The 12,800-nt window shown below is 64.0% G+C and carries 11 protein-coding genes; 9 read left to right on the plus strand and 2 right to left on the minus strand.

The window, feature by feature from the left end; genetic code table 11:
• Positions 1-13: 13 nt before the first annotated feature.
• The gene (locus tag ACIOVF_RS02550; RefSeq protein ID WP_401287592.1) at positions 14-2,101 is read right to left on the minus strand and encodes a TonB-dependent receptor family protein; all 2,088 of its coding nucleotides are present in this window, start codon (positions 2,099-2,101) and stop codon (positions 14-16) included.
• A gap of 498 nt (positions 2,102-2,599) precedes the next feature.
• Here ACIOVF_RS02550 and fdnG point away from each other — a divergent pair, with 498 nt between their 5' ends.
• The 9 genes from fdnG to ACIOVF_RS02595 all read left to right on the plus strand — a co-directional run bounded on the left by fdnG (position 2,600) and on the right by ACIOVF_RS02595 (position 11,402).
• Positions 2,600-5,650, plus strand: a complete 3,051-nt coding sequence (gene fdnG / locus ACIOVF_RS02555) for a formate dehydrogenase-N subunit alpha (protein WP_258594036.1) — start codon at positions 2,600-2,602, stop codon at positions 5,648-5,650.
• A gap of 17 nt (positions 5,651-5,667) precedes the next feature.
• Positions 5,668-6,558 (plus strand): formate dehydrogenase subunit beta, encoded by an 891-nt coding sequence (gene fdxH / locus ACIOVF_RS02560; RefSeq protein ID WP_275559268.1) that lies wholly within the window; start codon positions 5,668-5,670, stop codon positions 6,556-6,558.
• A complete protein-coding gene (locus tag ACIOVF_RS02565) occupies positions 6,555-7,202 on the plus strand; it encodes a formate dehydrogenase subunit gamma (RefSeq protein ID WP_045194293.1) in 648 nt (215 codons plus the stop codon). Before fdxH ends, ACIOVF_RS02565 begins: the two co-directional genes overlap by 4 nt.
• Positions 7,199-8,110 (plus strand): formate dehydrogenase accessory protein FdhE, encoded by a 912-nt coding sequence (gene fdhE / locus ACIOVF_RS02570; protein ID WP_401287232.1) that lies wholly within the window; start codon positions 7,199-7,201, stop codon positions 8,108-8,110. The genes ACIOVF_RS02565 and fdhE overlap by 4 nt, the downstream gene beginning before the upstream one ends.
• A gap of 121 nt (positions 8,111-8,231) precedes the next feature.
• Complete coding sequence (locus ACIOVF_RS02575) at positions 8,232-8,459, plus strand: hypothetical protein (RefSeq protein ID WP_045194298.1); 228 nt, start codon at positions 8,232-8,234, stop codon at positions 8,457-8,459.
• Between the two features lie 118 nt (positions 8,460-8,577).
• A complete protein-coding gene (locus ACIOVF_RS02580) occupies positions 8,578-9,192 on the plus strand; it encodes a LysE family translocator (RefSeq protein ID WP_123565625.1) in 615 nt (204 codons plus the stop codon).
• A 12-nt stretch (positions 9,193-9,204) separates the two neighbouring features.
• A complete protein-coding gene (locus ACIOVF_RS02585; RefSeq protein ID WP_258715332.1) occupies positions 9,205-10,728 on the plus strand; it encodes an FAD-dependent oxidoreductase in 1,524 nt (507 codons plus the stop codon).
• 76 nt (positions 10,729-10,804) lie between these two features.
• Positions 10,805-11,065, plus strand: a complete 261-nt coding sequence (locus ACIOVF_RS02590; RefSeq protein ID WP_306764570.1) for a YceK/YidQ family lipoprotein — start codon at positions 10,805-10,807, stop codon at positions 11,063-11,065.
• A 1-nt stretch (position 11,066) separates the two neighbouring features.
• On the plus strand, positions 11,067-11,402 hold the full coding sequence (locus ACIOVF_RS02595; RefSeq protein ID WP_045194304.1) for a hypothetical protein: 336 nt from the start codon (positions 11,067-11,069) through the stop codon (positions 11,400-11,402).
• 96 nt (positions 11,403-11,498) lie between these two features.
• Here the strand turns inward: ACIOVF_RS02595 and ACIOVF_RS02600 are convergent, their stop codons facing one another.
• The gene (locus ACIOVF_RS02600) at positions 11,499-12,671 is read right to left on the minus strand and encodes a sugar transporter (RefSeq protein ID WP_401287237.1); all 1,173 of its coding nucleotides are present in this window, start codon (positions 12,669-12,671) and stop codon (positions 11,499-11,501) included.
• Positions 12,672-12,800: the final 129 nt, after the last annotated feature.

Raw genomic sequence — 12,800 nt, forward strand, 5'->3', positions numbered from 1 at the left:
ACCCGCCCCTGGCTCAGAAGTTGTAGGCAATCCCGGTGTAGGCGCCGAAGCCGTCACCCGGGTACAGCGAGGCGGTGTCCTGGCCCTTGGCGTCGTAGCTGGGCACCAGGGCGGTGACGTAGTCCTTGTCGGTGAGGTTCTTCAGGTCCAGGTACACCTGCCAGGTCTTGTTCGGCGCGTCATAGCCCAAGCGTGCGCCCCACAGGGTGTAAGACGGCGCATAGAAGCTGTTGGCGTAGTCCACCGCCGTGCTCGATGCCGAGCGCACGTTGATCCCGGCGTAGAAGCCGTTGGCGTACTGGTAGAACAGCTCGCCCTGGTAGATGTGCTTGGGCAGGCCCGGCAGCTCGTTCTTGCTGAACAGCGGGTCGTTGCGGTAGTGAAAGTCGTTGAGGGTGTAGGCCTGGCGCCAGCTCAGCACATCGCCGTTATCGCGTTGCCAGAGCTTGGTGGTCAGCCCCGCCTCGATGCCCTGGTGGATGGTCGGGCTGGCGTTGGAGGTCGAGACCACGGCGGCCGAAGTGTTGGTGGCCGGGAGGATTTCGACGTTGAGCAGTTCGTCCTTGATCCAGGATTTGTACAGGGTCAGGCTGCCGTCGAAAATGTCCGAACGCCCGCGAATCCCCAGTTCAACCGTGTTGGCGCTTTGTGGCACCAGGGTCTTGGCGAAGTTGGTGGTCACCCCCGAGCCGGAACTGGACCAGGAGCTGGGCGGGTCGATCGAGCGGCTGACGTTGCCGAACACCTGCACGTCCGGGGTCAGGTAGTAACGCAGGCCGAGCCGTGGCGCCAGTTTCCATTGCTGATAGCGATAGTGGCTGGGGATGCCGCTGGTGTTGGGCCGGTCGCTGAAATTGACATCGACATTGCGCTTGACCTCAATGGCCGAGAGGCCCGTGGACAGGTACAGGTTGTCGGTCAGGCCAAGGTCGTTGCCCAGCGAGAACACATGGTCGAACGAGCCGTCGTACTCGACCTGCTTCTGCAACCGGCCCAGGTCCTTGTCGCCGCTGTAGGTGCGCACCCCGGAGCGGATGTGCTGGGTGCTGCTCCAGCCGACCGTGGTGGTGCTCGGAAGGCCAAACAGCTGGTCGCTGCGGGTGTACTTGAGCGAATAGTTGATGTCGCGCCAGTCCCAGTAGTTGGGGTTGACCGTGCTCTTCTTGCTAAGGATCTGCGGGTAATTGTGATAGACCAGCCCGGCCACCAGGGTCGAATCGTCATCGAAGGTGTAGGTGGTCTTGCTGCCGACCCAGGTCGAGCCTTCCTTGGTCGAGTCGCCGCGGGTGGCGCGGGTGCTGGGGTTGGTTTGCGAGGAGTTCTTCTTCAGTTGCGCCAGGGTCAGGGCCCCGGAGTTTTCGTGGTATTCCTCGCGGTAGCGGATGTACAGGCGGGTTTCCAGCTTGGGGTTGAAGCGGTAGCCGAAGTTGCTCACCACGCCCTTGGCCTTGGTGAAGGTGAAGTCCTGGTAACCGTCGCGCTTGGAGTTGTCGACACTGATGAAGTAGTCGGCATTGCCAGCCACGCCACCGGTGCTGAGGGTCTGCTTCTGCCAGCCGAAACTGCCGCCTTCGACCTTGATGCGGTTGCCCGGCGCAGTGAGGCCGGAGTTGGTAACGAAGTTGATCGCCCCGCCCAGCGACAAGGCGCCGTATTCGAAGGCGTTGGCACCGCGCAGTACCTCGGTGTAGCTCAGGCCCTGGGTGTCGAGCAGCTCGTAGGGCGTGCCACCGGCGCCAGTCAGGGCCAGGCCGTCGAAGAGAAACTTGGTGCCTTCGCGAAAGTAGCCAGGCGATGTGTTGGCGCCCGAGCCGCGAATGGAAATCTTGATCGCATCGTTGCCGCCGGCCGCCTGCGCATACACCCCCGGCTGATAGGCCAGGGTGTCTTCGAGGGTGGCCGAGCGGCCCTTCTCCACCTCGGCCTGCTGGACCAGCCCGGTACCGCCGGGGATCTCGTCCAGTTGCGCCTGCGCCGCTTCTACCGGGGTGGCTTTGGCGGCCTGGACGGTAACCGTCTCCAGGCGTTTTTCAGTCTGTGCGGCGTCTTCGGCCTGGGCCAGCGGCGCCAGGCTCAACAGGGCGGCGCCGACGCTGGCCAGCTTCCAGTCCTTGCCTACTACTTTGGTCGAAGATTTGGATAAAACGGATGTTGCCCGAGGCACGAAATTCAAGGTCTTGCTCCCCACCTGATTAAAAAATAGGCGAGTTTCTATTGGTATAGTCAATCTCGAAGGGAGCTGTTGCAGCGTCCGTGCCAACCACAAAATCCCTTGAAATCCTTGGGTTTGAGCGGTTTCAACGGTTTAAACAATTGTTCGAATTGCGGGTATCTGTCCAACTGCTGTTGCCTGGCGAACAGTTGATCATGGCCCAGGCCTTGATAGATCCTGTCGATAGACCTATCAACAAGGTCGATTAGTCCCACATTCCGTACGGGAATACACTAGCGCGCATACGTCCGCTTAAAACCCTGCGCCAGACAGGGACCTGCGACACACCGTGCTTCGACACCCCAGCCAACTGCGCTTGCGACGCCTTGTTGCCGGGCATGCCTATGCCCGCAGCTTTGTGCAGCCGATAAGAATGAGGAGATACCCATGGGACTTGGCAGACGACAGTTTTTCAAGCTGTGTACCGCCGGCGTCGCCACCGCCACCTGTGCAAGCCTGGGCTTTGCCCCGGGCGTGGCCCAGGCGACCCAGTCGCGCCAGTACAAGCTGCTGCGCGCCAAGGAAACCCGTAACAACTGCACCTATTGCTCGGTCGGTTGCGGGATTCTCATGTACAGCCTCGGCGACGGCGCCAAGAACGCCAAGGCGCGGATCTTCCATATCGAAGGCGACCCTGATCATCCGGTCAGCCGTGGCTCGCTGTGCCCTAAAGGCGCCGGCCTGGTCGACTATGTGCACAGCGAACAGCGCCTGCTCTACCCCGAATACCGCGCACCGGGCTCGGACAAATGGCAGCGCATCAGCTGGGACCACGCCATCGAACGCATCGCCCGGCTGATGAAAGACGACCGCGACGCCAACTTCATCGAGAAGAACGCCAAGGGCACCACGGTCAACCGCTGGCTCAGCACCGGCATGCTCTGCTCGTCGGCGGCCAGCAGCGAAACCGGCTCGCTCGACCAGCGCTTCACCCGTGCCCTGGGCATTCTCGGCACCGACAGCCAGGCGCGGGTCTGCCACGCGCCGACGGTTTCGGCCCTGGCGCCGACCTTTGGCCGTGGCGCCATGACCAACAACTGGGTCGACATCAAGAACGCCAACGTTGTGCTGATCATGGGCGGCAACCCCGCCGAGGCGCACCCGGTGGGCTTCAAGTGGGTGATCGAGGCGAAGATCCGCAACGGCGCCAAGGTCATCGTCGTCGACCCGCGCTTCAACCGCAGCGCCGCGGTGGCCGACATCTACTCGCCGATCCGCGCAGGCTCCGACGTGACCTTCCTGATGGGCGTGGTCAACTACCTGATCAGCCACGACAAGATCCAGCACGAATACGTACGCCACTACACCAACGCCAGCCTGATCGTGCGCGAGGACTACCATTTCGACGACGGCCTGTTCAGCGGCTACGACGCCAACAAGCGCAGCTACGACCGCAGCTCCTGGACCTACGAGCTCGACAGCAAGGGCTACGCCAAGCGCGACCTGACCCTGCAGCACCCGCGTTGCGTGTGGAACCTGCTCAAGGCCCACGTCAGCCGCTACACCCCGCAGATGGTCACCAACGTCTGCGGCACGCCGAAAGATGACTTCCTGAAGATCTGCGCGATCCTTGGCGAAACCAGCGCCCCGGACAAGACCGCGACCTTCCTCTACGCCCTGGGCTGGACCCACCACACCAACGGCGCGCAGATGATCCGCGGCTCGGGCATGATCCAGCTGCTTTTGGGCAACATCGGCATGGCCGGTGGTGGCGTCAACGCCCTGCGCGGCCACTCCAACATCCAGGGCTACACCGACCTGGGCCTGCTGTCGCTGCGCCTGCCTGGCTACATGAACCTGCCGTCCGACGAGCAGACCGACATGGCCACCTACCTCAAGCAGGTGACGCCGGTGGCGCTGCTGGAGGATCAGGTCAACTACTACAAACACACGCCGAAATTCTTCGTCAGCCTGATGAAAAGCCTTTGGGGCGACAAGGCCACCAAAGACAACGACTGGGGCTTCGACTGGCTGCCCAAGTGGGACGACAGCTACGACGTGCTCAACTTCAGCAACCGCATGTACGAAGGCAAGGTCAACGGCTACATCGCCCAGGGCTTCAACCCGGTGGCGGCCTTCCCCGACAAGAACAAGGCCCAGGCAGCGCTGGCCAAGCTCAAGTTCCTGGTGATCATCGACCCGCTGGCCACCGAGACCTCGAGCTTCTGGCAGAACCACGGCGAGCAGCATGACGTCGACACCGCGGCGATCCAGACCGAAGTGTTCCGCCTGCCCTCCTCGTGCTTTGCCGAGGAAGACGGCTCGATCGTCAACTCCGGGCGCTGGCTGCAGTGGCACTGGGCCGGCGCGGCGCCTCCGGGCGAGGCCTGGCACGATGGCAAGATCCTCGGCCACCTGTTCCTGAAGATCCGCGAGCTGTACGAAAAGGAAGGCGGCGCCAACCCGGCACCGATCCTCAATATGGCCTGGGACTACGCCGACCCGCTGGACCCCAAGCCCGAGGAAGTGGCCAAGGAGTCCAACGGCCGCGCCCTGGCCGACCTGCACGACGAGCAAGGCAAGCTGATTTTGCGCAAGGGCCAGTTGCTCAGCGACTTTTCGCAGTTGCGTGACGACGGCACGACCCAGTGCTTCAACTGGATCTTCGCCGGCTCCTGGACCGAACAGGGCAACCAGATGGCCCGCCGCGACAACGCCGACAGCGGCCTGGGTTGCACCCCGGGCTGGGCCTGGGCCTGGCCGCAGAACCGGCGCATCCTCTATAACCGCGCCTCGGCCGACCCGCAGGGCAAGCCGTGGGATCCGAAACGCAAGCTGATCGGCTGGGACGGTGTGCGCTGGAGCGGCGTCGACGTGCCCGACTTCGCCGTCACCGCCGCCCCCGGTGGCAAGGTCAACCCGTTCATCATGCTGCCCGAAGGCCTGGGCCGGCTGTTCTCGGTCGGCGCCATGAACGACGGGCCGTTCCCCGAGCACTACGAGCCGACCGAAAGCCCGCTGGCGAGCAACCCGCTGCACCCGAACGTGACCTACAGCCCGACCGCGCGGCTGTACGAAAGCGACCGCCAGCGCATGGGCAAGCGCGAAGAGTTCCCCTACGTGGCGACCACCTACTCGATCACCGAGCTGTTCCGCCACTGGACCAAGCACGCGCGGCTGAACGCCATCGTCCAGCCCGAGCAGTTCATCGAGATCGGCGAGAAACTCGCCGCCGACAAGGGCATCGTCCAGGGCGACCTGGTCAAGGTCAGCACCAAGCGTGGCTACATCAAGGCCAAGGCCGTGGTGACCAAGCGCATCCGCCGCCTGGCCGTCGATGGCCAGGATGTCGACACCATCGGCATTCCTTGCCACTGGGGTTACGAAGGCAGCACGCGCAAGGGCTTCCTGGCCAACACCCTGACCCCGGGCATCGGCGAGTCGAACACCCACACGCCGGAGTACAAGGCGTTTCTCGTGAACATTGAAAAGGTCTGAGGGCGAATACCATGTCCATGCAATCCCAAGACATCGTCCGCCGCTCAGCCACCAACGTGCTGACCCCGGCGCCGCACACCCGCGATCACCAGGCCGAAGTGGCCAAGCTGATCGACGTGAGCATCTGCATCGGTTGCAAAGCCTGCCAGGTGGCCTGCAACGAGTGGAACGACCTGCGTGACGAGGTCGGCCACAACGTTGGCGTGTACGACAACCCGGCCGACCTGTCGGCCGAAACCTGGACGCTGATGCGTTTTGATGAAGTCGAAGATGAAAGCGGCAAGCTCGAGTGGCTGATCCGCAAGGACGGCTGCATGCACTGCGCCGACCCCGGCTGCCTGAAAGCCTGCCCGCAACCGGGAGCGATCATCCAGTACGCCAACGGCATCGTCGACTTCCAGTCCGAGCACTGCATCGGCTGCGGCTACTGCATCGCCGGCTGCCCGTTCGATGTGCCGCGCATCAGCAAGAAGGACAACAAGGCCTACAAGTGCACGCTGTGCGTCGACCGCGTGTCGGTCGGCCAGGAGCCGGCCTGCGTCAAGACCTGCCCCACCGGGGCAATCAACTTCGGCAGCAAGCAAGACATGCTGCACCAGGCCAGCGAACGGGTCACCGAGCTGCAGGGCCGCGGCTTTGCCGGGGCCGGCATCTACGACCCGCAAGGCGTTGGCGGCACCCACGTGGTCTACGTGCTGCAGCATGCCGACAAGCCGCAGCTGTACCACAAGCTGCCCACCGACCCGCGCATCAGCAACGCCATCCAGGGCTGGAAAGGCTGGATGAAACCGGTGGCCGCGGCGGCGTTCTTCGCCACCCTGGCCGGCACCCTGTTCCATTACATCGGCGTCGGCCCCAACGAAGTCGATGAACAGGACCAGAAGATCGAAGAGGATACCCACGCATGAACAAGGACAAACTGATCCTGCGTACGCGCTTCATCGAGCGCGCCAGCCACTGGTTCATGGTGATCTGCTTCTTCGCCGTGGCGCTGTCGGGGCTGTCGTGGTTCTTCCCCTCGCTCAACGGCCTCAACGCGGTGTTCGGCACCCCGCAGCTGGCGCGCATCCTCCACCCGTTTTTCGGCGTGGTGGTATTTTTGCTGCTGATGTTTCTGTTCGTGCGCTTCGTGCGCTACAACCTGCCGGAACGCGAAGACCTGCAGTGGTTCAAGAACGTCAAGCAAGTGCTGGCCGGCAAGCATGAGCCGGCGCTGAACATCGGCAAGTACAACGCCGGGCAGAAGATCCTGTTCTGGGGCATCATGGCCCTGATCAGCCTGCTGCTGCTCAGTGGCGTGGTGATCTGGCGGCCGTATTTCGCGCCGCTGTTCAGTATCCCGACCATCCGCATCGGCTTGCTGGTGCATGCACTGGCCGGCATCAGCCTGATTCTGCTGATCATCGGCCATGCCTACCTGGCATTCTGGGTCAAGGGTTCGATCCGCGGCATGGTCACCGGCTACGTCAGCCGCAGCTGGGCCAAGACCCACCACGACCGCTGGTACCGCCAGCTGAACAGCAAGCAAGGTAAAGCCGGGAGCGACAAATGAGCAGCATCCAGATGACCCCGGTGCAGACGCCCAGCGGTGGCGTCAACGAGATCGTCGCGGTGCTGCTGCCGTCGCTCAAGGACCGTTACTCAAAACGCGCGGCGCGCCTGCGCCAGCTGGCCGACGGCCACGCCATGGGCGATTACCTGGGGTTTTGTGCCGGTATCGCCGAGGCTCAGCAGCAACTGCTTGCCACCCTGCCACTGCCTGAAGCGCTGGCGGCCGGGCTGGCGGCACGCCTGGACGCCGGCCGGGCGCCGCTGGCAAGCGCAGAGTACCCGCGCGACGCTTACTGGCAGCAACTGCTCGGCGCCTTGATCGAGGCACTGTACGGCGACGCCACGCCAGCGGTGCGCAGCACCCTCGACGCCTTGCGCGGCTACTCGCCGGTGCAACTGGAAGAGCGCGCCAGCGCCCTGCTGGCCGGTAGCTACGAGCAGGTCGACAGCGGCCAGGCGCTGCTCCTCTGGAGCGCGCTGTCGCTGTACTTCACCCAGCTGGCCCATGCCCTGCCGGCTTCGGCCAGGGCCTCGCTGGGCGAACAGCGCCAGCACTGCCCGGTGTGCGCCAGCGCGCCGGTGGCCAGCGTGATCATGAACGGCGCCCAGGCCGGCCTGCGTTACCTGCATTGCAGTTTGTGCGAGAGCCGCTGGCACATGGTTCGGGTAAAATGCAGCAACTGCGAAGCCACCGGCGCCCTCGACTACTGGTCGCTGGAGCGTCAGGATGCCGCGATCAAGGCCGAGAGCTGCAACGACTGCCACAGCTACCTGAAAGTGCTGTACCCGGAAAAGGACCGCGACCAGGAAGTGCTGGCCGATGACCTCGCTTCCCTGGCGCTGGACGCCGAAGTGGAGCGCGAGGGTTATGGGCGCAGTGGTGTCAGCCCGTTTCTGTTTCCCGGCTGACAGCATCGCTGGCAAGCCAGCTCCCACAGAGTGCATACACCGGCCCCTGTGGGAGCTGGCTTGCCAGCGATGGGCTGCACAGCAGCCCTCTCACAAGCACCACCCCACCAAGAGACTCCCAATGGGCATCAAGAAATCTTCCGCCGAACTCAAGCGCGACCTCAAGGCCGTCGCCGGCAACCTGGAACGCACCGCCGGTGAAATCAGCAAGCTGGCCGAGCGCATCGACGGCGTCGACGTGGTTGCCGTGCTGCACCTGATGAATCGCCTGTACAAAGACTCCGACAAGCTCAAGGCCTACGCCGACGAAATCAAGGTCGGGCGCATCGTGCGTGGCAAGGCCGAGTAGCCAGGCCATGCGCCGACGACTGACTAGCAAAAGCTGCCAGGGCTCTTACACTTGATCTGAACGGTTGACGTCTGTAGACATGCTTGCAGCCAACCTTGACGAGATGGAGCCTGTCGCGATGCCGAGCCTGGATTTTCTCATTACCTCATTGATCGTCGTGCTGATTCCCGGCAGCGGCGTGATCCTGACCATCTCCACCGCCCTGGTGGCCGGCAAGCGCGCCAGCCTCTACACCGCGCTGGGCTGTACGGCGGGGATCGTCCCGCACCTGCTGGCCTCGATCCTCGGCCTGTCGGCGATCCTGCACACCAGCGCCCTGGCCTTCCAGGGCCTGAAGTTCGCCGGCGTCGCCTACCTGCTGTACCTGGCCTACGCCACCTGGCGCGACCGCTCGGCCTTCGCCGTCGACAGCAACAGCGCGGTGGGTAGCGCTGGCAGCCTGATCCTGCGGGCCTGCCTGCTGAACATCCTCAACCCGAAACTGACGATTTTCTTCCTGGCGTTCCTGCCGCAGTTCATCAGCGCCGAGGCGGGCTCGGTGAGCGGGCAGATGCTCAGCCTGAGCGCAGTGTTCATGCTCATGACCTTCGTGGTGTTTGTGCTGTATGGCCTGCTGGCCAACCTGTTCCGTCGCGCGGTGATTGAATCGCCGCGGGTTCAGAACTGGCTGCGCCGCAGTTTTGCTGCCTCTTTTGCCGGCCTGGGCCTGAACCTGGCGTTCGCCCAGCGCTGAGGAGCGCTTGCGATGAACCGCTGTGACGTACTGATTATCGGCGCCGGCCCCACCGGGCTGGTGCTGGCGCTGTGGCTGAGCAAGCTGGGCATCAAGGTGCGGATCATCGACAGGACCAGCGGCCCCGGCACCACGTCCCGGGCCCTGGCGGTGCAGGCACGGACCCTGGAGCTGTACCGCCAGCTGGACCTGACCGAGGCAGTCCTCGCCCAGGGCCACCAGGTGCCGGCGGCCAACCTGTGGGTCAAGGGCGAAACCGCCGCGCGGCTGCCGTTCAACAGCATTGGCGCCGAACTTACGCCCTACCCGTTCCTGCATATCTACCCGCAGGACCAGCACGAGCAACTGCTGATCGAGCGCCTGCAGCGCTTTGCGGTGGCCGTCGAACGGCAAACCGAGCTGCTCGGTTTCAGCCAGGACGCCGAAGGTGTCACCGCCCGCCTGCGCCATGCCGACGGCGTCGAGGAAGTCTGCCAAGCCGATTACATCGCCGGTTGCGACGGCGCCCGCTCGACGGTGCGCAAGGTCCTGGGCATCGGCTTTCCCGGCGGCACTTACGAGCAGGTGTTTTATGTCGCCGATGTCGATGGCGCAGGGCCGGCGTTCAATGGCGAGCTGCACGTCGACCTCGACGAGGCCGACTTTCTCGCCGTATTCCCACTGGCCGGCAGCGGCCGCGCGCGGTTGATCGGCACGGTGCGCGACGCGCGTGCCGAACACCCCCGCGACCTGCGTTTCGAGGATGTCAGCCAGCGCGCCATGGAGCACCTGAAGGTCGAGATCCATCAGGTCAACTGGTTCTCTACCTACCGCGTGCACCACCGGGTGGCCGAGCAGTTTGGCCACCAGCGCGCCTTCCTGCTTGGCGACGCCGCCCACGTGCACAGCCCGGCCGGCGGCCAGGGCATGAACACCGGCATCGGCGATGCCATCAACCTGGCGTGGAAACTGGCGGCGGTGTTGCAAGGCAGCGCCACCGAGGCCCTGCTCGAAACCTACGAAATCGAGCGCAGTGCTTTTGCCCAGCGGCTGGTGGCGACCACCGACCAGGTGTTCAACTTCATCACCGCCGACGGCCGCCTGGCCGCCCTGCTGCGCACCCGCCTGGCCCCCGTGCTGCTGCCGCGGGTGGCGGCGCTCAAAGCTGCGCGGACGTTTTTGTTCCGCACCGTTTCGCAAATCACCCTGAACTACCGCGACATGCCCCTGAGCGTCGGCAGCGCCGGCCAGGTACATGGTGGCGAGCGCCTGCCGTGGGTCAGCGACGGCGCCCACGACAACTTTGCCGGGCTGGCGCGGATGCGCTGGCAGGTTCAGGTGTATGGTGCCGCCAGCGGCAGCCTGGTGGCCTGGTGCAGCGAGCGCGGCATGCCGCTGGAAGTGTTCGAATGGTGCGACGCCCACGAGGCGGCCGGCTTGCAGCGGGACGGCGTGTACCTGCTGCGCCCGGACAGCTACGTCGCGCTGGCCCAGGTCGGCGCCGGGCCAGAGGTGCTCGAAGAGTACTTCAGTGCACGCGGGATGCGCGGATACTAGCGCTGTTGTGCGAGAATGCGCGCAGGTTTCGCTTCTCTATCTGCTAAGGAATGGCATCATCAGAATCCTCACCTCTTTGCTCCTGGCCTCGACCCTGTTCCTGGCCAGTTGCGGCACTTTTCTTGCGCGCGGCTCCAACAGCTACGGCAGCGGCGACTACTACAAAGGCACCCAGGCCAACGTCCAGTTACTGACCACGATTGGCGCCAGCGGCTACGAAGGTTATTCAACGATCTTCTGCTGGGTGACCATCGTCTGCCCGGTGGCTGCGATTGTCACCCTGCCGGCGGACATGGTGGTCGACACCGCCCTGCTGCCCTATGACTCGATGAACTGAAATGCCCCAGCTCGACTACCGCCGCGTAGCGTTTCTGAATATCTACATCAATGACTTCATCATCTATATCGGCGCGCCGCTGATGGTGCTGACCCTGTTCGACTGGATGCCGAAAAGCCTGGGCACCACCATTATCCTGGTGGTTCTGGGCCTTGGCTGCCTGACCTTTCCGTTGTCGATGCTGGTGCGCTGCCCACTGTGCAACGCAGCGATGATGCACTTGTACAAGGATGAGGTCGGCACCGCGCTGTCCCGCCGGGTCGGCTTCAGCGAAGTGCGCAAGCTGAAAAAGGTGCGTTGCCTGGGCTGCGATGGGCTGCTGAAGATTCGCGATTGATCGCGGGGCAAGTCGGGTCGCCGCACCGCCGCTCCCACAGGTTTTGCGCAGTCCGTGTGGGGGCTGGCTTGCCGGCGATGGGCTGCAAAGCAGCCCCTAGGCGCGGGCAAAACGGTAGGTCGTCACCCCGCACAACAGCAACCCCGCCAGGGCCAGCGATCCGCCAACATAGCCGATATTGCCCAGGCCCATGTGCACGCTGACCAGGCTGCCGATCAGCGCCCCGGCACCAATGCCGATGTTATAAATGCCGGAGAACATGGCCATGGCCACGTCGGTGGCGTCCGAGGCGAGGATCAATACCTTGGACTGCAACGCCAGGCTGAAACACATGATCGACACGCCCCAGAACACGCTCAAGGTGCCCAGCAGGCGGAAGTCGCCGGCCAACGGCAGCAACAGCAGCAGACAGGTCGCCAGCATGGCGATCGCGCCGATCAGAAAGCCCTGCGGGAAGCGCTCGCTGTAGCGGCTGAACAGCACCGAGCCGAACACCCCGGCGCCGCCGAACAGCAACAGCAGCACGGTGGTCAGTTCGCCGCCGATCTGCGCGACATTCAGGGCAAACGGCTCGATGTAACTGTAGGCAGTGAACTGCGCGGCAATCACCAGCGCCACCAGCACATACACGGTGACCAGCGCCGGGCGCTTGAACAGCACCGGTACGCTGCGCAACGAGCCGGAGTTCTGGCTCGGCAGCAGCGGCAGCGATTTGACCAGGCACAACAAGGTTGCCAAGGCCACCCCGGCAATCGCCAGGAAGGTGGTGCGCCAGCCCAGGGCCTCACCCACCACCCGCCCCAGCGGAATGCCCATGACCATCGCCAGGGTGGTACCGGTAGCCAGCAGCCCCAGGGCCTTGGCCTGTTGCCCCGGCGGCGCCACGCGCACTGCCAGCGAGGCAGTAATGGCCCAGAACACCGCATGGGCCAGGGCGATGCCGATACGGCTGACCAGCAGCATGCCGAAGCTCTGCGCCACCCCCGAAAGCAAATGGCTGAGGATGAACAAGGCAAAGACGATGATCAGCAACTTGCGCCGCTCGATATTGCGGGTCAGCAGCATCATCGGCAGCGAGGCCAAGGCCACCACCCAGGCATAGATGGTCAGCATCAGGCCGACCTGGGCGGTGGACATGTCGAAGCTGCGGCCGATGTCGCTGAGCAGCGCCACCGGGACGAATTCAGTGGTGTTGAAAATGAAGGCCGCCAGGGCCAGGGCGATGACACTCAGCCAACTGCCGGTTCGCGCATCCACGGATGTATTCATGAGTAAAGCCTTGCTCCGAGTCGTTTGCGGTTGCCGGGAACGAAAACGCGCCCAGCGCCAGACACTCATGCCGGTCGGGCCTGAGTGAAGCGTGTGCGCTGAGGAAAGATTTATAAGTATGCGGGGTAT

Origin of the sequence: Pseudomonas sp. NPDC087612, from assembly GCF_044743505.1 — a bacterium.
GTDB lineage: Bacteria > Pseudomonadota > Gammaproteobacteria > Pseudomonadales > Pseudomonadaceae > Aquipseudomonas.